The 26332-nt window shown below is 67.1% G+C and carries 27 protein-coding genes; 6 read left to right on the top strand and 21 right to left on the bottom strand.

Translation table 11 applies throughout. From position 1 onward, the window contains the following. Positions 1 to 34: 34 nt before the first annotated feature. The 11 genes from tilS to AB7F10_RS01345 form a co-directional block, all read right to left on the bottom strand. The gene (tilS, locus tag AB7F10_RS01395) at positions 35 to 1129 is read right to left on the bottom strand and encodes a tRNA lysidine(34) synthetase TilS (RefSeq protein ID WP_428558087.1); all 1095 of its coding nucleotides are present in this window, start codon (positions 1127 to 1129) and stop codon (positions 35 to 37) included. Positions 1130 to 1273: 144 nt separating this feature from the next. Beyond that, positions 1274 to 2386: a tol-pal system protein YbgF gene (gene ybgF / locus AB7F10_RS01390; protein ID WP_428558089.1), complete on the bottom strand. Its 1113-nt coding sequence runs from the start codon at positions 2384 to 2386 to the stop codon at positions 1274 to 1276. 114 nt (positions 2387 to 2500) lie between these two features. Further along, entirely contained in the window at positions 2501 to 5638 is a 3138-nt protein-coding gene (locus AB7F10_RS01385) for an efflux RND transporter permease subunit (RefSeq protein WP_428558090.1), read from the bottom strand. Between the two features lie 13 nt (positions 5639 to 5651). Then, the gene (locus AB7F10_RS01380) at positions 5652 to 6833 is read right to left on the bottom strand and encodes an efflux RND transporter periplasmic adaptor subunit (protein ID WP_428558091.1); all 1182 of its coding nucleotides are present in this window, start codon (positions 6831 to 6833) and stop codon (positions 5652 to 5654) included. 269 nt (positions 6834 to 7102) lie between these two features. Continuing rightward, a complete protein-coding gene (gene pal, locus AB7F10_RS01375; protein WP_428558093.1) occupies positions 7103 to 7594 on the bottom strand; it encodes a peptidoglycan-associated lipoprotein Pal in 492 nt (163 codons plus the stop codon). 200 nt (positions 7595 to 7794) lie between these two features. Beyond that, positions 7795 to 9147: a Tol-Pal system beta propeller repeat protein TolB gene (tolB, locus tag AB7F10_RS01370; protein WP_428558094.1), complete on the bottom strand. Its 1353-nt coding sequence runs from the start codon at positions 9145 to 9147 to the stop codon at positions 7795 to 7797. Between the two features lie 29 nt (positions 9148 to 9176). Further along, complete coding sequence (locus AB7F10_RS01365) at positions 9177 to 10031, bottom strand: cell envelope biogenesis protein TolA (RefSeq protein WP_428558095.1); 855 nt, start codon at positions 10029 to 10031, stop codon at positions 9177 to 9179. A gap of 6 nt (positions 10032 to 10037) precedes the next feature. Beyond that, positions 10038 to 10490: a protein TolR gene (gene tolR / locus AB7F10_RS01360; protein WP_428558096.1), complete on the bottom strand. Its 453-nt coding sequence runs from the start codon at positions 10488 to 10490 to the stop codon at positions 10038 to 10040. 3 nt (positions 10491 to 10493) lie between these two features. Further along, the gene (tolQ, locus tag AB7F10_RS01355) at positions 10494 to 11213 is read right to left on the bottom strand and encodes a protein TolQ (RefSeq protein WP_428558097.1); all 720 of its coding nucleotides are present in this window, start codon (positions 11211 to 11213) and stop codon (positions 10494 to 10496) included. 413 nt (positions 11214 to 11626) lie between these two features. Beyond that, positions 11627 to 12073: a DUF2852 domain-containing protein gene (locus AB7F10_RS01350; RefSeq protein WP_428558098.1), complete on the bottom strand. Its 447-nt coding sequence runs from the start codon at positions 12071 to 12073 to the stop codon at positions 11627 to 11629. A gap of 213 nt (positions 12074 to 12286) precedes the next feature. Continuing rightward, positions 12287 to 12919 carry a TetR/AcrR family transcriptional regulator gene (locus AB7F10_RS01345; protein WP_428558099.1) on the bottom strand — a complete coding sequence of 211 codons (633 nt, stop codon included), beginning with the start codon at positions 12917 to 12919 and terminating at the stop codon, positions 12287 to 12289. Positions 12920 to 13061: 142 nt separating this feature from the next. On the opposite strand from AB7F10_RS01345, the gene AB7F10_RS01340 reads away from it, so the two are divergent. Next, positions 13062 to 13523 (top strand): carboxymuconolactone decarboxylase family protein, encoded by a 462-nt coding sequence (locus AB7F10_RS01340; RefSeq protein ID WP_428558100.1) that lies wholly within the window; start codon positions 13062 to 13064, stop codon positions 13521 to 13523. Continuing rightward, positions 13523 to 14410 (top strand): sigma-70 family RNA polymerase sigma factor, encoded by an 888-nt coding sequence (locus tag AB7F10_RS01335; protein WP_428558101.1) that lies wholly within the window; start codon positions 13523 to 13525, stop codon positions 14408 to 14410. Before AB7F10_RS01340 ends, AB7F10_RS01335 begins: the two co-directional genes overlap by 1 nt. Positions 14411 to 14420: 10 nt before the next feature. On the opposite strand, the gene AB7F10_RS01330 is transcribed toward AB7F10_RS01335, so the two are convergent. The 6 genes from AB7F10_RS01330 to ruvC are packed head-to-tail and all read right to left on the bottom strand — an operon-like array spanning position 14421 to position 18044. After that, positions 14421 to 14990, bottom strand: coding sequence for a methylated-DNA--[protein]-cysteine S-methyltransferase (locus AB7F10_RS01330; RefSeq protein ID WP_428558103.1), 570 nt, complete (start codon positions 14988 to 14990; stop codon positions 14421 to 14423). A 42-nt stretch (positions 14991 to 15032) separates the two neighbouring features. Further along, positions 15033 to 15485 (bottom strand): tol-pal system-associated acyl-CoA thioesterase, encoded by a 453-nt coding sequence (gene ybgC / locus AB7F10_RS01325; RefSeq protein WP_428558104.1) that lies wholly within the window; start codon positions 15483 to 15485, stop codon positions 15033 to 15035. 10 nt (positions 15486 to 15495) lie between these two features. Continuing rightward, positions 15496 to 15891 (bottom strand): NUDIX hydrolase, encoded by a 396-nt coding sequence (locus AB7F10_RS01320; RefSeq protein WP_428558105.1) that lies wholly within the window; start codon positions 15889 to 15891, stop codon positions 15496 to 15498. Then, positions 15884 to 16924 (bottom strand): Holliday junction branch migration DNA helicase RuvB, encoded by a 1041-nt coding sequence (gene ruvB, locus AB7F10_RS01315; protein ID WP_428558106.1) that lies wholly within the window; start codon positions 16922 to 16924, stop codon positions 15884 to 15886. The genes AB7F10_RS01320 and ruvB overlap by 8 nt, the downstream gene beginning before the upstream one ends. Further along, positions 16921 to 17538 carry a Holliday junction branch migration protein RuvA gene (gene ruvA / locus AB7F10_RS01310; RefSeq protein ID WP_428558107.1) on the bottom strand — a complete coding sequence of 206 codons (618 nt, stop codon included), beginning with the start codon at positions 17536 to 17538 and terminating at the stop codon, positions 16921 to 16923. Before ruvA ends, ruvB begins: the two co-directional genes overlap by 4 nt. After that, the gene (ruvC, locus tag AB7F10_RS01305; RefSeq protein WP_428558406.1) at positions 17535 to 18044 is read right to left on the bottom strand and encodes a crossover junction endodeoxyribonuclease RuvC; all 510 of its coding nucleotides are present in this window, start codon (positions 18042 to 18044) and stop codon (positions 17535 to 17537) included. The genes ruvA and ruvC overlap by 4 nt, the downstream gene beginning before the upstream one ends. Before the next feature lie 145 nt (positions 18045 to 18189). Here ruvC and AB7F10_RS01300 point away from each other — a divergent pair, with 145 nt between their 5' ends. From AB7F10_RS01300 to AB7F10_RS01285, 4 genes are all read left to right on the top strand, one after another. After that, the gene (locus AB7F10_RS01300) at positions 18190 to 18966 is read left to right on the top strand and encodes a sulfite exporter TauE/SafE family protein (RefSeq protein WP_428558109.1); all 777 of its coding nucleotides are present in this window, start codon (positions 18190 to 18192) and stop codon (positions 18964 to 18966) included. 86 nt (positions 18967 to 19052) lie between these two features. Continuing rightward, positions 19053 to 20306, top strand: a complete 1254-nt coding sequence (locus AB7F10_RS01295) for an FAD-dependent monooxygenase (protein ID WP_428558110.1) — start codon at positions 19053 to 19055, stop codon at positions 20304 to 20306. 2 nt (positions 20307 to 20308) lie between these two features. Continuing rightward, entirely contained in the window at positions 20309 to 21565 is a 1257-nt protein-coding gene (locus tag AB7F10_RS01290; RefSeq protein WP_428558112.1) for an LVIVD repeat-containing protein, read from the top strand. A 32-nt stretch (positions 21566 to 21597) separates the two neighbouring features. Continuing rightward, positions 21598 to 22446: an EamA family transporter gene (locus AB7F10_RS01285; RefSeq protein ID WP_428558114.1), complete on the top strand. Its 849-nt coding sequence runs from the start codon at positions 21598 to 21600 to the stop codon at positions 22444 to 22446. A gap of 5 nt (positions 22447 to 22451) precedes the next feature. Here AB7F10_RS01285 and AB7F10_RS01280 read toward each other — a convergent pair whose 3' ends face one another. The 4 genes from AB7F10_RS01280 to AB7F10_RS01265 form a co-directional block, all read right to left on the bottom strand. Continuing rightward, entirely contained in the window at positions 22452 to 23198 is a 747-nt protein-coding gene (locus AB7F10_RS01280) for a YebC/PmpR family DNA-binding transcriptional regulator (protein ID WP_428558116.1), read from the bottom strand. 195 nt (positions 23199 to 23393) lie between these two features. Beyond that, positions 23394 to 24767 (bottom strand): hypothetical protein, encoded by a 1374-nt coding sequence (locus AB7F10_RS01275; protein WP_428558118.1) that lies wholly within the window; start codon positions 24765 to 24767, stop codon positions 23394 to 23396. A 137-nt stretch (positions 24768 to 24904) separates the two neighbouring features. After that, entirely contained in the window at positions 24905 to 25738 is an 834-nt protein-coding gene (locus AB7F10_RS01270; protein WP_428558119.1) for a TIGR00282 family metallophosphoesterase, read from the bottom strand. Positions 25739 to 25743: 5 nt separating this feature from the next. After that, the gene (locus tag AB7F10_RS01265; protein ID WP_428558120.1) at positions 25744 to 26331 is read right to left on the bottom strand and encodes a 5-formyltetrahydrofolate cyclo-ligase; all 588 of its coding nucleotides are present in this window, start codon (positions 26329 to 26331) and stop codon (positions 25744 to 25746) included. Position 26332 lies beyond the last annotated feature (1 nt).

Below are 26332 nucleotides of genomic sequence, written 5' to 3'. Positions count from 1 at the left end.
CCTGCCAATGGCGGGGCCGCCGATTCCACCCATCCTACCGCGTTTTGCCGCGCCCGGCCCGGCGCGATACCGCCTTGGTTAAGGGCTTTCCGCGCGGTTTTACGCCGCGGCGGCGCGGCGGCGCGGTCTCGACCGTCATTTGCCCCCTCGAGACGGTCACGACCGCCCCCGCGAGCGTCCGGCGGAAAACCGGGCGGCCGGTCGTCCGAGAATCCGCCCAGGCCTGCGCGGCCGCCCCCAGCAGGGCCTCGAGCTTGCCCAGTTCCGCCGGCCCCTCGTTTCCGGCCCGGTCGACCGCGTGGCGCAGCATCCGCAGGCCGATTTCGGCCGGCATCGCGAAAAAGCCGCCGGCTTCGAGGGTGAAAACACCGGGTTCCGGGCCGGCGACCGCCAGAATCGAGAAAGCGCGCGCCGCCGTCGCCTCCAGCGCCTCGTCGGCGCGCCGCATCCGCCGCGCCAGCAAGGCAAGCCGCGGCGCGTCGAGCCCCTCGCGCGCCAGCGCCGGCATCATCTCGCGCCACCGCGCACGGGTGAAGCGCGGATCGCGGTTCGAGGGATCGTCGGCGAAGCCGAGGCCCGCCTTCTGCACCGTGGCAACGAGCCGCGCCTTCGGCACGTCGAGCAGCGGCCGCAGCAGCACGCAGCCGCCGAGCGGCGTATCGCGCAGCATCGCGCCGAGCCCGCCGATGCCGCTGCCGCGCGCCATGCGAATCAGCACCGTTTCGGCCTGATCGTCGCGCGTGTGCGCGGTGACGACATGCGAGGCGCGCCCCTTGAGCGCCGCCGTTCCGAGCAGCCGGTAGCGCGCGTTGCGCGCGGCTTCCTGCAACCCGGTCGCGGGCTTATTGCCGCTCCAGCGCAGCACGCGATGGGGCACGTTCAGCTTGCGCGCGAGACGCGCGACGGCGATCGCCTCCGCTCGCGCTTCCTTGCGCAGACCGTGATCGACCGTCACCGCGAATAATTTCGGTTTCGTTTTCAAGCCGTCGCGCCAGCGCGCGGCGAGATACAGGAGCGCGACCGAGTCCGGCCCGCCCGACACCGCGAGCATGATGCCGCGCGCGCCGCCGAGGCCGGCGAACAGCTGCTTGGCTTCCGAGATGGAAACTGGACGGTCGCTAACGCGCATCGGTGTCTCGTAACATATTTCGTGTCATCGCCCGCGAAGGCGGGCGATCCAGTACACACGACACTCTCAGAAGTTTACTGGATGCCCCGCCTTCGCGGGGCATGACGCAGAAAAAGATTCAGACAGTCCGCGTACCGAACGAGCCTAGCACTTCGCGCGCTTCTGTTCCTGCTCGACGGCACGCTTCACGCTCGCCGAGGCGCGGGGATATTTGCGCTCCACCTCGCCGAGCGAGGCGCAGGCGAGTTCCTTCTGGTGCATCGCCGCAAGCGACTGGCCGAGCCGCAGCAGCGCCTCGGGCGCCTTCGTGGACTTCTCGAAATTGCGCACCACGATCAGGAACGAGTCCGCCGCATCCTGATAGCGCTGGCGCTGGTAGTAGGTTTCGCCCAGCCAGTAGCGCGCTTCCGGCTCGAGCGAGCTTGTCTGGTGCTTCTTCAGGAAGGTCTGGAACGCCTGTTCGGCCAGCGCATAGTCCTTGTGCAGCACATAACCATAGGCGAGGTCGAACTCATCCTTCGGCGAGGCGCTCGGCGGCAGCGTGGCGACCTGGGTGCGGCCCTGTCCCGTCTGCGGCGAACCGCCGGCGACCGGCGGCGGCGCGGCGGCAGCGTTGCCGGACAGCGTCGACAGGTCGAGCGGCGCACCGGCGGCGCGGCCGCCCGGAGCGCCGACCGGCGCCATCTCCGGCTGCATGATCGGCGCGGGACCGGCGGAGGCCTGACTGTTCATCTGGCCGCTCATGCTGCCGAGCGCGCGCGGCGCGCCGGGCGCATTCGGCTGCTGCGAGGGATCGAACACATCGGAGCGGCGGCCGCCCTGGCCGGACGGCGCGGGCGCCGACTGCGGCGCAACTTGCGGCGCGACCTGCGGCGGCTGGCGTCCGCCGGACGGCGGCGATTTCGCGCCAAGCTCGCGGAAGCGAAACTCGTTGTCCTCCTGCATGCGCTGGAGCTGCGCCTTGAGCTGCTGGTTGTCGTGCTGGAGACGCTCGATTACGCCGGTCATCTCTCGCAGCGCGCCCTCGATGCGGCTCATGCGGCCCGACAGGTCGGATGCATCGGGACCATCCTGCGGCATGCCTTGCGGCGCGCCCTGCTGGGCGCCCTGCTGACCCCCTTGCGGCTCGCCGCGCGAGAACAGGTTGTTGAGGAAGCCGCCGCCGCCGCGATCCTGCGCCGGGCTCGGGCTCGCGGCGAGCAGAACGGGCACGGCGACAAGCGCCGCGAAGGCGAGACGATAGGTCGATGTGGTCATGAATCCGTCGCCAACTGTGTCAAATGGCTGCGTTGAGGCGGAACGCATAGCATAGCCAGCCGCGCGTCGAAATTGTGGCTCCCAAGGCCCTGATTCCGGACCGTTTTGGCCCGTTCAGGGCTGCGCCGCCGCCTTCACCTGCTTGCGGCTCGCGAGCCATTCCTCGAAGCGCTGCGTCATGACGAAGAACGACGGCACGAACAGCACCGCGATGCAGGTCGAGGCCAGCATGCCGGTGAACACCGCAAGGCCGATCGAGGCACGCGCATTGGCGCCGGCGCCGGTCGCCAGCACCAGCGGCAGCGTGCCGAGGATGAAGGCGAACGACGTCATCAGGATCGGGCGGAACCGCGCCCGCGCCCCTTCGACCGCCGCGTCCGTGATCGACCTGCCCCCCTCGCGCAGCTCGCGCGCGAACTCGACGATCAGGATCGCGTTCTTCGCCGACAGCGCGATCAAGAGCACGATGCCGATCTGGGTGTAGAGATTGTTGTCGATGTGCAGCGCGCGCAGCGCCAGCACCGGACCGACCAGCGCGATCGGCACCGACAGCAGCACCGCGAAGGGCCGCAGCCAGCTTTCGTACTGGCCGGCGAGCACGAGATAGACCAGCAGCATCGCCATCGCGAAGACGAGATACATCTGGTTGCCGACCAGTTTTTCCTGGAACGACATCGCGGTCCATGCGTAACCGACATTGTGCGGGAAGGTCTTGGCCGCCACCTGCTCCATCAGCGCCATCGTCTGCCCGGTCGAGAAGCCGGGCGCCGGCAGGCCGATGATCGCGGCCGATGGATAGAGATTGTAGAGGCTGATGAGCGGCGGCCCGACCACCGGCTTGATGTCGACCAAAGTGCCGAGCGGGATCATGTTGCCGGCGCTGTTGCGCACCGACAGCCGGTTGAGGTCGTCGACGTTGAGGCGGAAGTCGGACTCCGCCTGCACATAGACCTGGAACACCCGGCCGAACTTGGTGAACTGGTTGACGTAGCTGGAGCCGAGATAGCCCGACAGCGTCGAGAACACCTGATCGAGCGTGACGCCGAGGCTCTGCGCCTTCACCCGGTCGACATCGACCATGTATTGCGGGCTGTCGGAGCGGAACGAGGTCAGCACCAGCCGGATCGCCGACTGCGACTCCGCATTGGCGAGCGTTGCGTTGGTGACGCGCGCGAGGCTGCCGTAGTCGGTGCTCGAGCCCTGCAACAGCAGCTGCATGGTGAAGCCCGAGGCCATGCCGATGCCCTGGATCGGCGGCGGCGGCAGCACGCGGATCTGCGCCTCCTCGATGCCCGCCATCGCCTTGTTGAGGCTGGTCAGCATCGGCAGCAGGCCGAGCTTCTTGCCGCGTTCGCCCCAGTCCTTGAGGATGATGTAGGCGACGCCGGCGCTCGACAGCGAGGCATTGCCGTCGAGCGGCGACACGCCGGCGATGGTGATGACCTGTTTCACGCCGTCGGTTCCGCTCGCGAGCTTGTTGACCTCGTCGAGTACCTTCTGGGTGCGCGCGAGCGAGGAGCCGTCCGGCAGCTGCACGGTCGCGAGCATGTAGCCCTGGTCTTCCGGCGGAATGAAGCCGGTCGGGATGCGCGAGAACGCATAGATGGTGCCGCCGACGATCACGAGCGCGATCAGCACCATGATCGTCGAAACGCCGATCAGCGCGCCCATCAGCCGCGCGTAGCCGCGCTCGAGCACGTTGTAGCCGGCGTTGAAGGTCCGATAGGCGACGTTGCGCTTCTCCATCGGCACCGACGGCCGCAGCCACAGCGCGCATTGCGTCGGCTTCAGCGTCACGGCGTTGACGGCGCTGATCAGCGCGGTCGCGGCGATGACGAGCGCGAACTGCGCGTACATCTGCCCGGTCAGGCCCGGCAGGAACGCCGCCGGCATGAACACCGCCAGCAACACCAGCGTGATGCCGATGATCGGCCCGAGCAGCATGCCCATCGCCTTGATCGAGGCGTCGTGTGGCGTCATGCCGTGGTCGATGTTGTGCGCCGCGCCCTCGACCACGATGATCGCATCGTCGACCACGATGCCGATCGCCAGCACGATGGCGAACAGCGTGGCGAAGTTGACCGTGAAGCCGAGCGCCGCCATCGCGGCGAAAGCGCCGATCAGCGTCACCGGCACGGTGGTCGCCGGCACCAGCATCGCGCGCCAGTCCTGCAGGAACACCATGATGACGATCAGCACCAGGATCATCGCCTCGAACAGCGTGTGATAGACCTCCTCGATCGAAGCCTCGACGAAGATCGTGGTGTCGAAGGGAATCGAATATTTCAGCCCCTGCGGAAACTTCGCGGAGAGTTGCTTGGTGCGCTCCCCGACCGCTTTCGCGACCTCGAGCGCGTTGGAGCCCGGCGCGAGAAAGATCGCGAGGCCGGCCGAGGGCTTGCCGTCGAGCCGGAACACCTGGCCATAAGTTTGCGCGCCGAGTTCGACCCGTCCGATGTCGCGCACCCGCGTGATCTCGCCGGCGTTGCCGGTCTTGACGATGACGTCGGCGAACTGCGCGGCGTCGTCGAGCCGCCCGGCGACATTGAGCGTGTACTGGAAGGCTACCGAGTCCGGCCCCGGCGGCGCGCCGATCTGTCCGGAGGTCACCTGCGCGTTCTGCTGCTGCAGCGAATTGATGACGTCTTTGACGTTCAATCCGCGCGCTTTCATCTTCAGCGGATCGAGCCAGACCCGCATGGCGTACTGGCCGGAGCCGAATACGAACACGCTGCCGACGCCCGGCACGCGGGCGATCTCGTCCTTCAGGCTGATGGTGGCGTAGTTCGCCATGTAGAGGCTGTCGAACCGCGGATTGTCGGCGGTCAGCGCGATGATCTGCAGGATCGAGGTGGACTTCTTTTCCACCGTCACGCCCTGCGACTGCACGGCGTCCGGCAAAGCCGACAGCGCGGTGTTCACGCGGTTCTGCACCAGCACCTGCGCGAAGTTGAGGTCGGTGCCGATCTTGAAGGTCACGGTCAGCGAATAGCTTCCGTCGGAAGCGGCGTAGGACTGCATGTAGAGCATGTCCTGCACGCCGTTGACCTGCTGCTCGATCGGCAGCGCGACGGTATCGACCACGGTCGCCGCGCTGGCGCCCGGATAGCGCGTCGTCACCTGCACGGTCGGCGGCACCACGTCGGGATATTGCGCGACCGGCAAGCCCCACAGCGCGGCAAGCCCGATCACCATGATGAGGATGGCGATGACGTTGGCGAGAACCGGACGCTCGATGAAGAATTTCGACATGGCGCGCCGCCTGCTACTTCGCGCCGGGCGCTGTCGCGGCGGCCTGCGTCTGCGGATCGACCTTCTGCCCCGGCACGGCGCGCTGCAAGCCGGCGACGATCACGCGATCCTCCGCGCTCACGCCCTTGGTGATGACCCGCAGGTCGCCCTGGCGCGCGCCGATCTCGACCGGGCGCTGCTCGACTACGTTGTCCTTGCCGATCACGAGCAGATAGCGGCCGGCCTGATCGGTGCCGAGCGCAGTTTCCGGCACCAGCAGCGCCTCTTGCGCGGGGCCGAGCGGCACCCGCACATGCACGAACATGCCGGGCAGCATCACGCGCTGCGGATTGTCGAAGATGCCGCGCGCGGTCAGCGTGCCGGTCGAGGAATCGACCGTCGGCGCCGCGTAATCGAGCCGCCCCTTGATCGGATAGCCGGTGTCGGTCTGCAGGCCGACCTCGACCGGAACCTGGCGCAGTTGCTCCGGCGTCAGCCCGCGCTCGCGGACCATCGCGCGCACGGCGATAACATCGCGCTCGCTGATGCTGAAGTTGACGTAAATCGGATCGGTCTGCACCACGCTCGCCAGCACCGTCGGCGTGCCGCTGGAATTGACGTAGCTGCCGATCGAAACCTTGCGCGCGGTCACCAGACCGTCGAACGGCGCCGCGACGCTGGTATAGCTCAAGTCGTTCTGTGCGAGCTTGAGGCTCGCCTGCGACTGGTCGAGCGTGCTGCGGGCGCTGTCGCGCGTGGCAAGCGAATTCTCCAGCGTCGACTTCGACGCGCTGCCGGACTGCGAAAGTTCGACCTGGCGCTGATAGTCGGATTCGGATTTTTTCAGCGTCGCCTGCGCGCTGACGACGGAGGCCTGCGACTGCTCGACCTTGAGCTTGTAGGGCTGCGGCTCGATGACGAACAGCACGTCACCCTTCCTGGCCTCCTCGCCGTCCTTGGCCGGCACCTTCTCGACGAAGCCGGAGACGCGCGCGACGAGATCGGCGGAGTTGACCGCCGCGGTCGAGCCGGTGGCCTCGAGATAATGCGTGACCGGCTGCTTGGCCGGGGCTGCGACCGTGACCTTCGGCGGCGGCGGCGCGACATAGGTGTTGCTCTCGCCGCAACCCGCCAGCGACAGTGCCGCCAAAGACAAAATCGCCGGCACGGCCATCGTCAGCCGGCCGGTCAAGCCGCTCGTGCGCAAATCACGCATGGTCATCCCCTTGCGGCAAAAAACGCCGCAGCACGGCGGCTTTCCGGTGAAAGCCGCCCCGCCTCAGGGGTTCAAAATTTTCGCACTTTCAGGGGTTTTGCAAGCGCCATTGCACCGCAAAATCTCCACCACCCGGCGGTCGAGTATTGTTCGGCGTCATGCCCGGCCTTGTGCCGGGCATCCACGCCTTACTTTCTTAATGACACGAAAGACGTGGATGGCCGGGACAAGCCCGGCCATGACATTTCTTGTTGCTTGTACTTCGCCGCTCAGGAGCTGGCGTTGAGCACCGTCACCGCGCGGCGGTTCTGCGACCAGCACGAGATGTCGTTGCACACCGCGACCGGGCGTTCCTTGCCGTAGGAGATGGTGCGCATCCGCTGCGGGTTGACGCCGCGCGAGGCGAGATAGTCGCGCACCGTCTGGGCGCGGCGGGCGCCGAGCGCGATGTTGTATTCGCGGGTGCCGCGCTCGTCGGCATGACCTTCGATCGTGAAGCTGTAGTTGCCGTAGTTGGCCAGCCACTGCGCCTGCTTGTCGAGCGTGGCACGGGCCTGCGGCGTCAGGTCGGTCTGGTCGGTTTCGAAGAAGACGCGGTCGCCGACGTTGACGACGAAGTCCTGCTGGCTGCCCGGCGTCGCTGCGCCGCCGGCATTGGCCTGCGACTGATCCGCCTGATTGGCGCAAGCCGCAACCGACAGGGCTGCGATCAGCACGGCCGCAAAACGCAATCCGCGGACGAGGTTCTTCTCACTGGTCATGCGACCGTCTCCATCTCGAACAAAATGTCAGGCGTTGGCGTCCGGTCTAACAGTCCGTTGGTTAAGCGAATATTCCATCAACCTTGATGGAGCGTTTGCGCATCCGCGAAAATGCGCCGGACCCCCTAAAACCATTTTTAATGGTTAAAGCCCGGTGAAAATAAGGCGGCGGAAAAATGGCGGCGCGGCCGCGCCGCCCGCTACGACAGCAGCGGCGACCAGGCCGGATCCGACGCGAAAGACGGCGTCGGCACACGCTGGTCGTGGCGGCCGGTGATGTCCACGGTGAACAGATACGGGCCGCCGCCATTGTCGCGGAAGAACATCAGCACGCGGCCGTTCGGCGCCCAGGTCGGGCCTTCGTTGTGGAAGCCTTCGGTCAGCACGCGCTCGCCGGAGCCGTCCGGCTTCATCACGCCGATCGCGAACTTGCCCTGCGCCTGGCGCGTATAGGCGATGTAGTCGCCGCGCGGCGACCACACCGGCGTCGAGTAGCGGCCGTCGCCGAAGCTGATGCGCTGCGCCGGCCCGCCGTTCGCCGGCATGACATAGATCTGCTGCGAGCCGCCGCGGTCGGACTCGAAACAGAGGCGCGAGCCGTCCGGCGCGTAGGAGGGCGAGGTGTCGATCGCCGGCGTGTCGGTCAGCCGCGTGGTCTGCTTCGAGCGCAGATCCATCACGAACAGGTTCGAGTAATTGCCCTGCTGCAAACTCATCACGACGCGCTGGCCGTCCGGCGAGAATCGCGGGGCAAACGTCATGCCGGGGAAATTGCCGACGATCTCGCGCTGGCCGGTCTCGATGTTGAGCAGGAAGACCTTGGGGTCGCCCTGCCCGTAAGACATATACGTGACTTCCTGCGTCGAGGGATTGAACCGCGGCGTCAGCACCAGCTCGTCGCCGCGCGTGAGATAACGCACATTGGCGCCGTCCTGATCCATCAGCGCGAGCCGCTTGACGCGGCGGTCCTTCGGCCCCGTCTCGTCGACGAACACGATGCGGGTGTCGAAATAGCCGCGCTCGCCGGTCAACCGCTCATAGACCGCGTCCGAGATGATGTGCGCGATGCGCCGCCAGTTCTCGGGCGTGGTGAAGTACTGCTTGCCGTCGAGCTGCTGGCCGGCGAACACGTCCCACAGGCGGAACTCGGCCTTGAGGCGGCCGTCGCCCTGCCGGGTGATGCGGCCGGTGACCAGCGCCTGCGCGTTGATCGCGCGCCAGTCGCCGAAGCGCGGCACCACGTCGGTGTTGACCACCTTCTCGATGAAGGCCTGCGGATTGATCGGCGCGAACAACCCGGAGCGCTGCAGGTTGGCCGAGATCACGCCGGTGATGTTGCGCGCGACTTCCGCGTCCTGCGGCGCGCCAGCGACGAAGTCCGGCAGCGCGATCGGCATCGGCTGGATGTTGCCTTGCGTGATGTCGAGCCGCAGCACGGCGGCGGCCTGCCGCGACGTCAGTGCCAGCAGCGATCCCGCGGCAGCGCCCGCCAGCAGATCGCGCCGGCTCGGGAGAACGGTCAGGGATGAGAGCCGGCCAGTGAAATGGGTCATGGTGTGCGCTTGCTGTTCAATTCAATGGATCAGCCGCGGAACATGTCGCGCGGATCGAAGGTCACTTCAATATCTTTCCAGGTGTCGTAGGTTTCCTTGCGCAGCATATCGAACGGCTGGGCGCGGAATACCGCACGGATCGCGCTGTCGCGCGCGGAATCATACAATTGCCCGTGGCCGCTGCTGAGCACCTGCGGCGGGCCGGCGAGCTTGCCGTCCGGCCGCAGTTGCATGCGCACGCGGATGATGAACTCTTCCGGATTCTTGATGCCGACCGGCGGGTTCCACAGCGCCATCAGCCGGGCGCGCAGCGCCTCGAGTTCGGACGCCGACAGCCGCTTGGCGTTGCCCTGGCTAGCGCCGAGCGAAGGCGTGGAATTGATATCGGTGCCGGTCGCGGCGTTGCGCTGCGCCTCGCGCTTGTCGAGCAGCGCGGCGATCTTGTCGGCGTCGAATTTCGGCTGCTTGGGCACCGGCGGCCGCTTCGGCGGCAGGCGCTCCGGGGGCTTCGCGGCCTGTTGCTGGGGCTTCGGCGGTTCCTGCTTCTCGATCTTTTCGGCGATCGGATCGGGCTTGGTCTCCTGAGGCGGCGGCGGCGCTTCTTCCTTGGCGGCCGCGACTTCCTTCTTCTCGGTGACCTTCGGCTTCACCTCTTCCGGCTTCTTGACCTCTTCCTGCTTCTTCTCGACGAGAGGCTTGGGCTCTTCCTTCTTCGGCGCATCCTTGGCGCCTTTCGAGAGCTTGGTGAAATCCTCGACCGGAATCATGTCGACCGGCATCGCCTCGACCGGCGGCACGTCGAATGCCTTGCCGTTGAACGAGATCATCGCCCAGGCCAGCACGGCAACGTGCAACGTGACCGAAAGTGCTGAGGCGGTCTTCATCACTCCTTACGAGCCTTGTTCAAACTCGGAGACGAGCGCGACGCGATGGAAGCCCGCGGAATTGAGCTGCCCCATCACCTTCATCATCGTTCCGTAATCCACCCTCTTGTCGCCGCGGACATAAACCCGCGCCTCGGTGCCGCCGCGGGCCTCGGCGACGGCTTTAAGCTTCGGAATGAGCTCCTTGATGTCAATCTCGGAGTCCTGAAGGAACACCTGGCCCTTGTCGTTGACCGAGACCGTCAGCGGCTCCTTGTCCTGGTCGAGCGTCGTCGCCTGGCTCTGCGGCAGATCGAGCGGCACGCCGACCGTCAGAAGCGGCGCCGACACCATGAAGATGATCAGCAGCACCAGCATCACGTCGACCATCGGCGTGACGTTGATCTCACTCATCACGCCGCGGCGGCGATGCCGGCGGCGGCGTCCTCCAACCTGCGGTGTGCCGGCGTTGGCGGCCATGCGTCAGCCCTGCCCGCGTTCGTCGATCTGACGAGACAGGATCGCGGAAAATTCGTCGGCGAAGCCTTCCATGCGCTGCGCCTGCTTGTTCACCTCGGATGCGAACTTGTTATAGAAAATCGTCGCCGGTATGGCGGCGATCAGGCCGATTGCGGTCGCAAACAGCGCCTCGGCGATGCCGGGCGCGACGACCGCGAGCGAGGTGTTCTTCGAGGCCGCGATCGACTGGAAGCTCGTCATGATGCCCCAGACGGTGCCGAACAGGCCGATGAAGGGACCGGCCGAGCCGACCGTCGCCAGCACCAGCAGCCGCTTCTCCAGACGCTCGACCTCGCGCGCGATGGTGACGTCCATCACCTTCTCGATCCGCATCTGCAATCCGGCAAAGGAGCGCGACGAGCCTTCGAGGCTGCGCTTCCATTCGCGCATCGCGGCGACGAACAGCGCCGGCATCGCGTGCACGGTGCGCGCCGACAGCGTGCGATAAAGCTCCTCGAGCGACTGGCCGGACCAGAAAGCCTGCTCGAAATTGTCCATGCTGCGCTTGGTGCGCGTGTAGAGCACGGTCTTGTCGATGGCGATCGCCCAGACCCAGACCGAGCACGCCAGCAGGCCGAGCATCACCCCTTTGACGATCCAGTGGGCATGCCAGAACAGCGTGATGAGCGAGAGATCCGAAGACGTGAGCGGCAACACCGACTGGCCGACGTCGGCAGGATTCATGATGAGGTCCTTTCGGCACGCCCTTTCGGTCCGTGCGACTTCGCCGGCGGACGCCGGCGTCCTTCCGCCCCCATGACCGCTTTGGACGGCCCCGGCATCGGCGCGTGCGATGCTTTTGCCGGAAATCCGTCCTGTTGCGAGCATCCCCGATCCGGAAGGCCCGGAAATTCCCGCTAAACTTGGCCAAACTTGGGCGCAGCGCTCCGCACGGGACCGCTCAGTACCCGCCTAAACAGCGCCGAATATGGTTAAGGACACGTTAGCGGCGGCTCCCGCAAGTCCCTTCCGCGCCAGCCAAAAAGCAGAAGCCGCCCGGCTTTTGCGGGGCGGCACCGGCGGCGCGCAGGCCGCCTTCCAAAAAAGAGAAGCCGCCCTTTCGGGCGGCTTCATGCGTCAGGCGCGCTTGGGGGACTTTACTGCGCCTGAGGCTGGGGGCCGTTGTCGGCCGGCCGGTTGCGGCGTTCGGCCATGAACTGATCGAACTCGGCCTTGTCCTTGGCCATGCGCAGGCGGCCGAGGAAGTCGCGGAATTCGCTCTGTTCCTCTTCGAGCCGGCGCAGGGTCTCGCTGCGGTATTCGTCAAAGGCCCGGTTGCCGCTGGAGGGACCGCCCCAGCCGCCGCCAAAACCTCCGCCAAAACCTCCGCCTTGGCCCATGCGCTCGCGCAGCCGGTCCATTTTGGCCTGCATGCGCTCCATCTTGTTGTTCCAGTGACCGTGATGCCCGCATCCCATGCGTCCGCTCCAGATAACGAAAGCGAGGGTGGCGAGACCGACCGGCCACCAGATCACGAAGCCGAGGACCGTTGCCGCGATCCAGGCCGGTTTTCCCAGTTCGTCCATTTTGGCAGTCAGCGTCATCGCAAACCTCGCTGGTGGGTGGCTGTGTGAATGTTAATAACATTTACATAGAGCCGGTCCCTCGGACTGTCAAGGCGCTCTGTGGGCCACCGCGGTTCAAAGGAGCCAGAAAAACATGGGTGCGGCCGGGCCGCTGCGTTAGAGGCCGGGCGAGACTTTTTCGCCGCAGGAGCGGTTTCGCGCGATGTGGGTACTGGCCTTCGCCGGAAGGCTCTAGGACTGCGGCAGCCCGAGACCCTTGAGATAAACCAGCGTCCCCGCTTCCAGCAGTTCCTCCGGCGACATCGGCAGCGCGCGGCGCGCCGCATCGCCGCGGCCGAACAGCGAGGCGATGCCGTGCGACATCGCCCAGATGTGCAGTGCCATCATCAGCGACGGCGGCCGCTGGCCCGCCGGCAGCCGCGCGATCAACGTCTCGGTCGCCGCGCGCAGCACGCCGAAGGCGCGCTCGCTCGCCGCCAGAAGCTCGGCATTGTTGGCGATCGGCACGCCCGCCTCGAACATCGCGGAGTAATAAGCCGGCTCGGTGCGCGCGAAAGTGAGATACGCCTTGCCGAGATGATCGAACGCGGTCGAGGGATCGGGCCGCCCGTCGTTCCACGCCGTCGTCAGCATCGCGGCGAAACGCTCGAAGCCCTGCAGCGCGACATTGGCGAGCAACTCGTCGCGGTCGCGGAAATGCCGGTACGGCGCCGCCGGACTGACGCCGGCCCAGCGCGCAGCCTCCGCGAAGGTGAAGCCCGCCGGCCCCTTCTCGGCGATCAGTTCGAGCGCCGCGCGGGTCAGCGCCTCTTTCAGATTGCCGTGATGGTAGCCGCGTTCGCCGCCGTGTCGGGTCCATCGCATGTGAAGGGTGTTTACATGAGCCGCCCGATGGCGTCGAGTGGCGTCGCTCTGCGCGGTAAACGGTGAAAAAATTCCGCGCTCCATGTCACACCGGGCCGGCCCGTCTCGTCATGTCTCCAGAAGGCCACCAAAGGAGATCATGATGACACCGAGACTGAACCTCTTCGCCACCGGCGGCGCCACCATGCAGGCGTGGGTCGAGCTGGCAAAAACATCCGCCAATGACGGCCTCGAGCCGAAGCTGAAGGAACTCGTGGCCATGCGGATCTCGCAGATCAACGGCTGCGCGTTCTGCCTGCACTTCCATCTCGCCGACGCCCGCAAGGCCGGCGAGAGCGAGGACCGGCTGCATTTGCTCAGCGCGTGGCGCGAGTCCGCGCTCTACTCCGACCGCGAGCGCGCCGCGCTCGGCTGGACCGAGGCGCTGACGCTGATCGCGCAGACCCATGCGCCGGACGAGGCTTACGAGGATCTGCGCCGCCACTTCAGCGACGAGGAGCAGGTAAAGCTCACCTCGATCGTCGCGCAGACCAACGCCTGGAACCGGTTCAACATCGGCTTCCGGTCGGCTCACCCGGCCGAGGCGCAGAAGAAAGCCGCCTGATGGCATCGCGCGACGACACAACGAACGACGAGGCCGCAGCGGTGTTCGATCCGCTGCGGCCGATGCTGACCCGCGTCGCCTATCGCATGCTCGGCTCGGTCGCCGACGCGGAGGACGCGGTGCAGGACGCCTTCCTGCGATGGCTCGATGCGGATCGCACCACCGTGCGCGAACCCGGCGCCTTTCTGCGCCGGGTCGTCACGCGGCTGTGTCTCGACCGGCTGAAGTCGGCGCAGCACCGGCGCGAGACTTACATCGGCCCGTGGCTGCCGGAGCCGGTGGTGGAGCCGGCCGAGAACGATCTCGACGACGACGTGACGCTGCCGCTGATGATGGCGCTGGAGCGATTGTCGCCGCTCGAACGCGCCGCGTTCCTGCTGCACGACGTATTCGGCCTCGACTTCGAGGAGGTCGCGACGACCATCGGGCGCGACCCGGCCGCCTGCCGCCAGCTTGCCAGCCGCGCCCGCGATCATGTGCGCGCTGACCGGCCGCGTTATCCGGTCGCGCGCGAACATGGCCTCGAAATCGCGGAAGCCTTCTTTGCCGCCTCGCGCAACGGCGACATGGAGCGGCTGCGTGGACTGCTCGCGGCGGACGTCACCGTCTATGCCGACGGCGGCGGCAAGGCATCCGCGGCCAAGAGGCCGGTCGGCGGCCGCGACGACGTGATGCGGCTGTTCACGCGGCTGGCGACGGCGCTCGCCGCCAATCCATCGCGCCTGGTGCGTTACGGTCTGATCAACGGCCTCCCCGGCTTCGTCACCGTCGAGCATGGCGGCATCCTGCAAACCACCGCGCTGGAGATCGGGCCTAACGGCGTCGCCGCGGTCTACATCACGCGCAATCCGGACAAGCTCCGCCACATGAGCGGCGCGCTGCACTAAACCAGTGCGGTCAGCGCCGCCCGCGCGCGGCCAAAGGCAGATCGTCGAACAGCGTCGGCCCGCCGGGCTGCGCGCCTTCGATGGTGAGCAGTTTCAGTTTGGTGTCGACGCCGCCGGGCGCGGAAAAGCCGCCGGTTTTGCCGCTCGCCGCCAGCACGCGATGGCACGGCATCACGATCGGCGTCGGATTCTCACCCATCGCCTGCCCGACCGCGCGCGCCAAGAGCTTGTCGCCGAGCCGTTCGGCGATCGCGCCATAGGTCATGGTCTCGCCCGGCGGGATCGCGCGGGCAATGGCATAGACGCGGCGGTTGAAAGCGGGAATCGCGCTGTCGTCGATGGCGATGTCGCGCAGGTCGCGGCGCTCACCGGCGAGCAGCGCAAGGATCGCCGCGATGGCTTGCGCGATGACCGGCGGCGGCACGGCTTCGGCCGCATCCGGCACGCGCTTCATCAGCCGCGCACGCGTTCCGTCCGCATCGCCCTCCGGCAACTGCACGGCGACGAGGCCGGCCTCGCTCCAGGCGATGCCGCACGGGCCGATGGGCGTCTCGAACACGGTGAAATGGCGCTGGCTCATGAATCCAAATCTATGCGCTTTGCCGCGGAGCGCCACCCGATTTCAGCGGGCGCTGTCCTGATCCGCCTTCATCGCCTCGCGCAGCGGCTTCGGGATAGGCTTCGCCCGGCCGGCCGACACGAAGGCGACCCGCACATGCGCCTCGACCAGAAGCTCCTCGCCGCGCATCACGTTCTGATGCAGCGTGATCGAGGCGCCCTTGACCTCCTCCGGCGTGGTGACGACGGCGAGCACGTCGTCCATCCGCGCGGGCTTGAGGAAATCGATGGTCATCGACCGCACCACGAAGGCAAAGCCGGGCGCTTCCTTCTCGGTCTGCTCGAACAGTTCGCGATGCCCGGCGCCCAAGAGCCGCAGATAGTTGGTGCGCCCGCGCTCCATGAAGCGCAGATAGCTCGCGTGGTAGACGACGCCGGAAAAATCCGTGTCCTCGTAATAGACCCGCACCGGCTGCGTGTGCCGGCCGTCGCGGATATCGCCGTCGAGACTGGACATGGCCGTTCCGTTATCCGGCCAGCGGCAGCACGTAATCGCGCGTCAGCGGCGCGAGCGGAAGGTCGGGAAGCGCCCGCGGATCGACCCAGACCGCCTGTTCTATTTCCGCCTGCGGCCGGATGTCACCTTCGACGTCGACGGCATAGACCGACGCGCGCAGCCGGAAACCCGGCTCGTTCGCCGCAGCGCATTCAAAGGTGCCAAGAGCCCGCGCCCTGCTCTGATCGACGCAGCAACCAAGCTCCTCGACGATCTCCCGCGACAACGCCGCAAGGTCGGTCTCGCCATTGTCGCGTTTGCCGCCCGGTTGCATGAACGCCGAGGTGCCGCGCTTGCGCACCAGCAAGACCCGGCCGGCATCGTCCTTGATGAGAGCGGCAACAACGCTGATCACCCTGTCAGTCATCGCCGTCACCGTTGAACAGCCCGAACTGACCGGGATCGCGTTTCGGCTCGGCCAGGCCCAGATGCTTGAACGCCGCGGCGGTGAGCAATCGCCCGCGCGGCGTGCGCTGGATGAAGCCCTGCTGGATCAGGAACGGCTCGATGATGTCCTCGATAGCGTCGCGCGGCTCCGACAGCGCGGCGGCCATCGTCTCGACCCCGACCGGACCGCCGCCGTAGCTCAAGGCAATGGTCGACAGATAGCGCCGGTCCATCGCGTCGAGGCCGGCGGCGTCGACTTCGAGTTCCGACAGCGCGCGGTCGGCGAGCTTGCGGTCGACCGAGGTTGCGCCGCCGACCAGCGCGAAGTCGCGCACGCGGCGTAAGAGCCGCCCGGCAATGCGCGGCGTGCCGCGTGCGCGGCGCGCCACTTCGTTGGCGCCGTCGGCCGCCATCGACAGCCCGAGCACCCGCGCGCCGCGATTGACGATCTGCTCCAGTTCCTTCTCGGTGTAGAAGTTCAGCCGCACCGGAATGCCGAAACGGTCGCGCAGCGGATTGGTGATCAGTCCCGCGCGCGTCGTCGCGCCGACCAGCGTGAACGGCGCCAGCTCGATCTTCACCGAGCGCGCCGCCGGTCCCTCGCCGATGATGAGGTCGAGCTGGAAATCCTCCATCGCGGGATAGAGAATTTCCTCGACCGCCGGCGTGAGGCGATGAATCTCGTCGATGAACAGCACGTCGCGCGGCTCAAGATTGGTCAAGAGCGCTGCGAGGTCGCCGGCCTTGGCGATCACCGGGCCGGACGTGGCGCGGAAGCCGACGCCCAGCTCGCGCGAGACGATCTGCGCCAGCGTGGTCTTGCCGAGGCCGGGCGGGCCGACGAACAGCACATGGTCGAGCGCATCCTTGCGCTTCTTCGCCGCCTCGATGAACACCGTGAGATTGGCGCGCGCTTTTTCCTGGCCGATGAAGTCGGCGAGCCGCTGCGGACGCAACGAGGCGTCGGCGTCTTCGTTCCGCTCCTCGGCGGCCACCAGGCGGCGCGTGTTCACTTCGCGAGCTCCTTCAGGCCGTGGCGGATCAGCGTCGCGGTGTCGGCGTCGTCACCGGCGTTGCGCGCGGCCGCCGCGATGGCCGCCGCCGCCTGCGGCTGACCGTAGCCGAGATTGACCAGCGCGGACACCGCATCCGCCACCGGCCGCGGCGCGGTCTTGTCCTCGAGCGCGCCGGCGAGATGCACCACCGCCGGGTCGATATTGGCGATTGCCGGCGCCTTGTCCTTGAGTTCCGACACGATACGCTCGGCCACCTTGTTGCCGACGCCGGGCGAGCGCGCCACCGCCGCCTTGTCGCGCGTCGCGATGGCGGTCGCAAGCTCCGAAGGCCTCAGCGTGCCGAGCACCGCCAGCGCGACCTTGGCGCCGACGCCCTGCACGGTCTGCAGCAGGCGGAACCACTCGCGCTCGACGTCGCTCGCGAAGCCGAACAGTTTGATGGCGTCCTCGCGCACATAGGTTTCAATGGAGAGCGTCGCGGCTTCCCCCGGCTGCGGCAGCGACTGCATGGTGCGCGCGGCGCAGTGCACCTGATAGCCGACGCCGTGCACGTCGAGGATCACATAGTCCTCGCCGTAGCTGTCGATCACGCCTTTCAGCTTGCCGATCATGACGCCACCACTTTCAACATCCCGCTCTTGCGGTGATGCGCGTGACAAATGGCAATGGCGAGCGCGTCGGCGGCGTCGTCGGATTGCGGCTCCGCCTTCGGCAGCAGCACGCCGATCATCACGCGGATCTGCGTCTTGTCGGCGTGCCCCGCGCCGACGATGGTTTTCTTGACGAGATTGGGCGCGTATTCCGCGACGCTCAATCCGGCCTTGGCGGGCACCAGCATCGCGATGCCGCGCGCCTGCCCGAGTTTCAGGGTCGCCGCGCCGTTGACGTTGACGAAGGTGGCTTCCACCGCCGCCTCGTCGGGCCGGAACTCCGCGACGGTCGCGACCAGCGCGTCGTGGATCGCGACCAGTCTTTCGCCGAGCGAAAGCCGGTCGCTCACGACGTGCGAGCCGCAGGCGACATGGCGCAAAGTGTTGCCCTCAATGTCGACGACGCCCCAACCGGTGCGGCGGAGCCCCGGGTCGATGCCGAGGATGCGAATCGGGCGTGCCATCAGACTTCGTTGATAACCCCGCCGCCACGTTCCGGCCAGAACGGCCATGCCGGACGCAGGCAGCCCATGCGCTCCGGTGGATCGCCGCGACCGGCCGGGACTGCTATGCAGGCTCACTTCGTGCCGTTTCCTGCCGGTCGACGCCCGAATGGACCTCCCCACCCTCGCGACCTATTCCGAGATCGTCGCCGACCGGCGTTTTCCGGCCATCGTCGGTATCGCGCTGCTGTCCGGCGTGGTCCGCGGCTTTTCCGGCTTCGGCTCGGCGCTGACCTATATCCCGCTGATGAGCGCGGTCTACGGCCCGGTGGTCGCGGCGCCGACCTTCGTGCTCGCCGATCTCGTCACCGGCTCGGTGTTCCTCGCCCGCACCTGGCGGCTCACGCTATGGCGCGAGGTGCTGCCGATGGTCGCCGCGGCGATCTGCGCCGCCCAGTTCGGCGCGCTGATCCTGCAATATGCCGACCCGAACATCCTGCGCTGGTGCATGTCGGCGCTGGTGCTCGCCGCCGTCGCGCTGATGGCGAGCGGCTGGCGCTATCACGGCCGCCCCAAGCTGATCGTCTCCATCGCGGTCGGCCTCTTGGCCGGCACGCTTGGCGGCGCCGTGCAGATCTCCGGCCCGCCGATCATCGTCTACTGGTTCTCCAGCGGACACCCGGCGGAAATCCTGCGCGCCAATTTCTTTGGCTATTTTTCCGCGTTCTCGTTCGCCTCGGCCTTCACCTACGCGCTGCACGGCCTGCTGACGGCGAAAGTCATCGCCATCGCAACCTTCGTCGCGCCGATGACGATCGGCGGCATGGCGATCGGCACATGGCTTTTTCAGTTCGCGAAAGAACGGACCTATCGCCTGGTCGGCTATCTCGTCGCCATCACCTCGGCGATCATGAGCATGCCGCTGCTCGACCGGTTATTGCATTGATGCATTTTGGCTAGTTGCGGCGTCGGGCAATTTCGTCATCATGACGGCTCGCGACGACCATACCTTGCAATGCCGGAATCAACGTCATGAGTTCACGCCGCAAGCGCCGCGCCATCATCATCGGCGGTTCGATGTCGGGCCTGTTCAGCGCCGCGTTCCTGCGCCAGATCGGCTGGGACGTCGATGTCTATGAACGCTCCGGCGTCGAGCTGGTCGGCCGCGGCGCCGGCATCACCACGCATCCCGAATTGCTCGACGCGCTGGAGTCCTGCGGGGCCGGCACCGCCGATCTCGGCATCGAAGTGCCCAAGCGTTTCGCCATCGACCGCGACGGCAGGGTCACCGGCGAGAAGCCGCTGCGGCAGATCCTCACGTCATGGGATCGCCTGCAGCGCCTGCTGCGCGAGACGATCGACGAGGCGCATTATCATCTCGGCTGGGCGTTCGAGCGCGTCGAGCAGAACGGCAGCGGCGTGCGCGTGCATTTCAACAAGGGCCGCGTCGAGGACGCCGACCTGCTGATCGGCGGCGACGGCATCCGCTCCAGCGTGCGCGGCGACGTCGCGCCGCAGATCCAGCCGCACTATGCCGGCTATTACATCTGGCGCGGCGCGCCGGAGGAAGCCGACCTCGCGCCGAAGACGTTGAAGGAAATCTTCCCCTATTTCGTGTTCTATCTGCCGCCGCGGCAGGAAATCATCACCTACCCGATCGCCGGCTTCAACAACGACCTGCGCCCCGGCCACCGCCGCTACAATTTCATCTGGTACCGCGTCGCCGACGAGAACCAGTTGCGCGAGATGAATGTGGACAGCCGCGGCGTGCAGCACGAACATTCGGTGCCGCCGCCGCTGATCCGGCCCGACCTGATCGAAGGGATGTATTCCGACGCGCGCGACATCATGCCGGAGGTGATGCTCGACTGCGTGATGACGATGAAGCAACCTTTCATCACGCCGATCTACGACTTCACCGCCGACCGCATCGTGTTCGGCCGCGTCGCGATGGTCGGCGATGCCGCCGCCAACGCGCGTCCCCACATGGGCTTCGGCGTCGCCAAGGCCGGCGGCGACGCCAAGGCGCTGGCGCGCTGCCTCGACGCGCATGACGACATCGACGCCGGCCTCAAAGCCTACAACGCCGAGCGGCAGCCGATCGGCAACGTCATCGTCAAGCACAGCCGCAAGCTCGGCACCCACATGGGCGTCAACCTCAGGACCGAGGAAGACCGGCGGATGCACGACCTGTTGCAGACCGACGAGGCGATGATGGACTGGATCGCCGTGCCGAATTTCCTCGACGCCTACGACATTCCGGGCCGCGTTCCCGGCCGCGTGTAGCGATGATCGGCCTCCCGCAGCCCGACTTCGCGCACAACATGCGCATCCTCGGCCACTCCGATCAGGGCGGCCGGCCCGACGGCGTGCAGGTGATGGTGCATCGCGGCTTCGCCTATGTCGGCCACATGTTCTCCAAGGGCTTCAGCGTCATCGACGTGCGCGACCCCAAGAACCCGAAGCCGGCGGCCTATCTCCCCGCCTCGCCGAACACCTGGAACATTCATCTCCAGACCCACGACGACCTGCTGCTGGTCATCAACGCCCGCGACATGTTCGCGGCCGCCGAATTCGCCGACGAGAAGGCCTACTACAAGGGCCAGCTCGGTCAGGTGGTCGGCACCGCGCAGAAGAAAGCAGAAGCGCCGCGCAACTGGACCGCCGGCATGGCGGTCTATGACATTTCAAACCCGGCAAGCCCGAAGCAGATCGGCTTCATGCCGGTCGAGGGCGGCGGCATCCACCGCATCTGGTACACCGGCGGGCGCTGGGCCTATGCGTCCGCGCTGCTCGACGGCTTCACCGACTACATCTTCATCACCATCGACATGAGCGACCCGACGCAGCCGCGGGAAGCCGGCCGCTGGTGGATCCCCGGCATGAACACCGCTGCCGGCGAGCAAATCTCGTGGTCGCCGGCCGCGCGCTACGGGCTGCATCATGCGATCATCAATGGCGACACCGCTTACGCCGCATGGCGCGACGCCGGCATGGTGGTGATCGACGTCAAGGATCGCGCGAAGCCAAAGATGATCGTGCATCGCGACGGCATCCCGCCGTTCGGCGGCGGCACCCACAATTGCCTGCCGCTGCCCGACCGGCAACTGCTCGTCGTGCTCGACGAGGCGGTGCTCGACCATCAGGAAGACGGCGTGAAGAATATCTGGGTGATGGACAACCGCGTCGCCTCCGACCCGAAGATCGTCTCGACCTTTCCGCAGCCGGCGGAAGCCGACTACAAGGCCAAGGGCGGCCACTTCGGCCCGCACAACCTGCACGAAAACCGCCCCGGCACCTTCGTGTCCTCGGAGCTGATCTTCACGACCTTCCAGAACGCCGGCGTCCGGGTGTTCGACATCCGCGACGAAAACAAACCAATCGAGACCGGCGCATGGGTGCCGCCGCAGCCGGCGCGCCTCGTCGACCACCGGCCGAACCGCGCCCGCGTCATCCAGTCGGCGGATATTTTCGTCGACAAGGCTGGACTGGTCTATTCGACCGACTACAACGGCGGCCTGTATATCCTCGAATATGGCGGCTGACGCGCCGCCGTCCTGAAAGTCTCCGCAGCACGATGACTCCCGGAATAGGCTTCGCGCTCGGCGCCATGCTGTGCTTCGGCGCGGGCGACCTCCTCTACAAGCAGGCCGCGTCGCGGCGCATCGCGCCGATGCAGTTCGTGATGCTGCAGGCCTGGCTGTTCTGCCCGGCGATCACGATCTATGCGTGGCTGACCGGCACGCTGGAGCCGAACCTCGCCTCGCTCTGGGGCGCGCTCGCCGGGCTTTGCTCGCTGGTCGGTTTCACCAATTTCGCCGCCAGCCTGCGCGACGGCGCGGTCAGCACCAACGCGCCGATCTTCCGGCTGAACTTCACGCTCACTGCGGCGCTGGCGATCCTGCTGCTCGGCGAAACGCTCACCGTTTCGAAAGGCGCGGCGCTGGCGCTGGCGCTCGTCGCGACATGGCTGCTGCTCGCCGAGCCCGGCGCTTCCCGCGCGCGCAGCAGCGCCGGCTCGCTCGCGCGCGTGCTGGGCGCCACCGTCGCGATGGGCTTCGCCAATCTGTTCTACAAGCTCGGCCTGCAGGGCGGCGCCTTGCCGGAGACGATGGTGGCGATGCAGGCTTGGGCGTTCTGCCCGACCGCGACGCTGCTCGTGTTCCTGCCGCGGTTGCGCTTCGACCTCACGCCGGGCGCGTGGCGCCCCGCGATGTCGGCGGGCTTCGCGCTGCTCATCGGCTTCGTGCTGATGATGCACGGCCTCGCGATCGGAGCCGCGAGCACGCTCGTTCCGGTCGCGCAGATGGGCTTTGTCTTTACCGCGCTGATCGGCGTCGTTCTGTTCCGCGAGCGGCTCCACGCCCGCAAGCAGATCGGGCTTGTGGTCGCGATCGGCGCGCTGGCGCTGTTCGCCTTCGGGTAAAACGCTTACGCGCTCATCTTGGCGACGAGCGCGTCCGACAGTTCGAAATTGGCATAGACGTTCTGCACGTCGTCATGGTCGTCGAGCGCGTCCATCAGCTTGACCAGCTTCTCGCCCACCTCGTCGTCGACCGCGATGGTGTTCTGCGGCTTCCACGTCATCGCCGATTTCTTCGGCTCGCCGAACTTCGCCTCCAGCGCCTTCGACACGTCGCGCAGGCTCTCCTGCGTGGTGAAAATCTGATGGCCGTCGTCGCTCGAGGTCACGTCGTCGGCGCCGGCCTCGATCGCGGCTTCGAGCATCGCGTCGGCGCTCGCGACCTTGGCGTCGAATTCGACGATGCCGACGCGGTCGAACATGAAGGACACCGCGCCGGTCTCCGCGAGATTGCCGCCCGACTTGGTGAACACCGAGCGCACGTCGCCGGCGGTGCGGTTGCGGTTGTCGGTCAGCGCCTCGACGATCACCGCGACGCCGCCGGGGCCGTAACCCTCGTAGCGGATCTCGTCGTAGTTCTCGGTGTCGGCGCCCGACGCCTTCTTGATGGCGCGCTCGATATTGTCCTTCGGCATGTTCTCGGCGCGCGCCTCGATGATCGCCGCGCGCAGCCGCGGGTTCATCGCCGGGTCCGGCAGGCCGAGCTTCGCCGCCACCGTGATTTCACGGCCGAGCTTGGAGAACAGCTTGGACCGCACTTTGTCCTGCTTCCCCTTGCGGTGCATGATGTTCTTGAATTGCGAATGTCCGGCCATCGCTCCGCGCCCGTGTTCATCGACCCTGAAAGATGAGGGTCGCTATATAATCCGGGGCTGTCAGAAAATAAATACGGGAAGAGCTTGCACTTCTCGATGTCATGGCCGGACTTGTTCCGGCCATCTCGCTTAGGAGCGCAATGCCTTCCTAAGCGGGACCCGCGGGACAAGCCCGCGGGTGACAAAGGAGTGTTTCTAGGCCGCTGCGCGGGCTTTCGCCTCGATCAGGGCCGCGATCTTCTCGCGCATCGCCACGACATTGGCGCGGACGCGGGCCTTGTAGCGCATCACCGCATCGCGATCGACCAGAAAGAAGTCCTTCTCCGGGAAGCTCCGCCCGAACACGTCGATCAGCAGGCTGCGGAATTCGCCGGACGGCAGCCCCGGCAGCCGGCTGTCCGGCGTCTCGCACCAGGCCGCCGTTTCCGCCGCCGTGAGCGCGCACAGGAACGCCGCCGGATGGGTCGTGAAGATGCCGGCGTGGCGCTGGATGAAGGCGATGGTGGCGGCGAGGTCGGCGTCCGCTCCGGCATTGGCGCCGATCAGCAGCGGCTCGTTGATGGTGCCGCGTGCCAGCGGGAAACGGTCGATCAGCCAATCGCCGAGATGCGTGACATTCTCGCGGCCGCGGCCGTACATCATCGCGTCGGCCTCGTGGCGCGCGTACCAGACATCGAGCCGGTCGATCAGCCGCTCGATGCCCGCGCGCGGGATGAGTTCGCGGTATTGCGTGCCGAAGATGCCGATCGCGGCGCGGCCGCAAGATGCAAAGCCGAGCAGCGCATCGTTGATGACGGACGGCGGCAGCGCGCCGCCGGCGCCGAGCACGACGAGATCGTAGCCCGGCTGCACCGTCTTCATCTGGTCGAAGCCGAACCAGTCGATGCTCGCCTCGCCCGGCAGCACGGACGCGATCAGCTCGCGGCCCACGCGCGCACCGAAGTCGTCGCCCTCGGCCAGCACCGCGACGCGGCAGCCGATCACCGGCTTGATCTTCCGCTCCGGCGCAAGCCGCATCACCATCTGTCCCTCGCCGGCCGGCGCCGAACATTCGATACGGAAGCCGTGACGGTCGAACAGCCGCGTCAGTTCGTAGAAGCCGAAACGATGATTGGCGCCGCGCGCGGCGTCGCCCGCAAGATCGGCGGTCAGGTCGGTCGGCGCGCAGGACAGGATCACCGTGCAGCCGGCCGCGCGCAGATGCGCGGCGAGCGCGTCGGCGTCCGCGACGCGCTCGATCATCTGGTGCAGCACCACGATGTCGGCGCCGCTCGCGGCGTCGGCCGGAAATTCACCGCCCTCGAGATCGCAGGGCAGCACGCCCTCGCGCGAGGCGGACTTGCCGCAGGCCATGTAGGCGCAGCCATGCGGCAGCAGGCTGTGCAGCTCCGGCACCGTCGCGCCGAGATCGAGCACGCGCGCGCCGGCCGGCACGAAGTCGGCGATCAGGAAAGCGGGGTCGATGCCGAGCGTGATATCGAGCGCGGCGTCGTCCGCGCCCGGCGCAGCAAGGTCCGTACTCCGGCCGGAGTCGGAATCCTGCTCGATTGCGAATCTGGGTTTGCCCATCGCCGCCCGCCGCTGTGCATTTGGTTGCCGGACGTTGCACAAGCCGGCCGCGAATCACTCAACCCTTCGACCCTACGCCAGTCGCGGAATCGGCAAAAGAGTCCCAAAGGCAACAGGCTGAGTCCGATCGGCAACACTCAAACGGCGGCCTGGCCCCAGAACGCCGGCTTTGCCTCGTCCAGAATGCCGCCGAGCCGCACCGGCGCGATGCGGGTGGCAAGCCCCGTCTTGTCGTCGGTCTCGACGGCGATGCCGCACAGCGTCGCCGTGCCGTCCGCCGCCTCGAAACGGGCGCGCGAGATCTTGCTCTGGAACCGCTGCAACGGCTCCTCCTTCGCCATGCCGATGATCGAGTCGAAGGCGCCGGTCATGCCGACATCGGAGATGAAGGCGGTGCCGGCCGGCAGGATGCGGTGGTCGGCGGTCGGCACATGAGTATGCGTGCCGACGACGAGCGAGGCGCGGCCGTCGCAAAACAGGCCCATCGCCTGCTTCTCGCTGGTCGCCTCGCAATGCATGTCGAGGATCACGAGGTCGGCGGCCTCGCCGAGCGGACAGGCGTTCAGTTCGCGATCGGCGACCGCGAAGGGATCGTCGAGCGGGTCCATGAAGATGCGGCCCATCATGTTGATGACGAGCGCGCGCTTGCCGGTCCTGGTGTCGACCAGCGCCGCGCCGCGGCCGGGCGTGCCGGCGGGATAGTTCGCCGGGCGCACGAGACGCGGCGCGCGCTCGATGAACACCAGCGCCTCGCGCTGGTCCCACGAATGATTGCCGAGCGTGACGGCGTCCGCGCCGGCGTCGATGAATTCGTTGTAGATCGCTTCGGTGATGCCGAAGCCGCCGGCGGCGTTCTCGCCGTTGATGACGACGAGGTCGAGCGTCCAGTCGCGGATCAGGCCCGGCAGCCGTTCGTTGACGATGGCGCGCCCCGCGCGCCCGACCACGTCGCCGATGAAAAGAAGACGCATGCGGCTTACGACCTGTCGACCGTGATGACCTCGCGCTCGGTGAGCACGAAGTCGAGTTGCTGGTCGCGTTCGGTGTTGGGAACGCGCGGAATTTCCTGCACCGCGAAGGCGATGCCGAGCGCGATGACGTTCTTCTTCGCGCGCAGGCCCGCAATCGTCATGTCGTAATAGCCCGCGCCGTAGCCGATGCGGTGGCCGCGCCGGTCGAAAGCCGCGAGCGGCACGATGAGAATGTCGGGATCGACCTGCGGCGCCTCCGGCACCGGTTCGCGGATGCCCCACTGTCCGCTGGCGAGCGGATCGCCCACCTTCCACGCCCGCATGATGAGCGGCTTGCCGCGCCTGTCGATCGCCGGCAGCGCGAGCGGCGCTCCGGCCGCGGCGAGCTGGCGCAACAGCGGCAGCGGATTGATCTCGGTCTTCATCGGCATGAAGCCGGAGACGATGGCGCCCGGGGCGACCGCCACCGGCAGCCCGCGCGCGGCGACTGCGTCCGCGCCGGCCTGCCGCTGCGCGGCCGGCATGGCGTCGCGGCGCGCCAGCGCCTCGTTGCGAAGTTGCGTTTTCTGCTGATCGACGGTGGGAGCGTCCATG

The sequence above is a fragment of the Pseudolabrys sp. genome (assembly GCF_050250095.1).
GTDB lineage: Bacteria > Pseudomonadota > Alphaproteobacteria > Rhizobiales > Xanthobacteraceae > Pseudolabrys.
The sequence above is the reverse complement of the archived record's forward strand: the minus strand, read 5'-3'. Positions and strand labels throughout refer to the sequence as shown.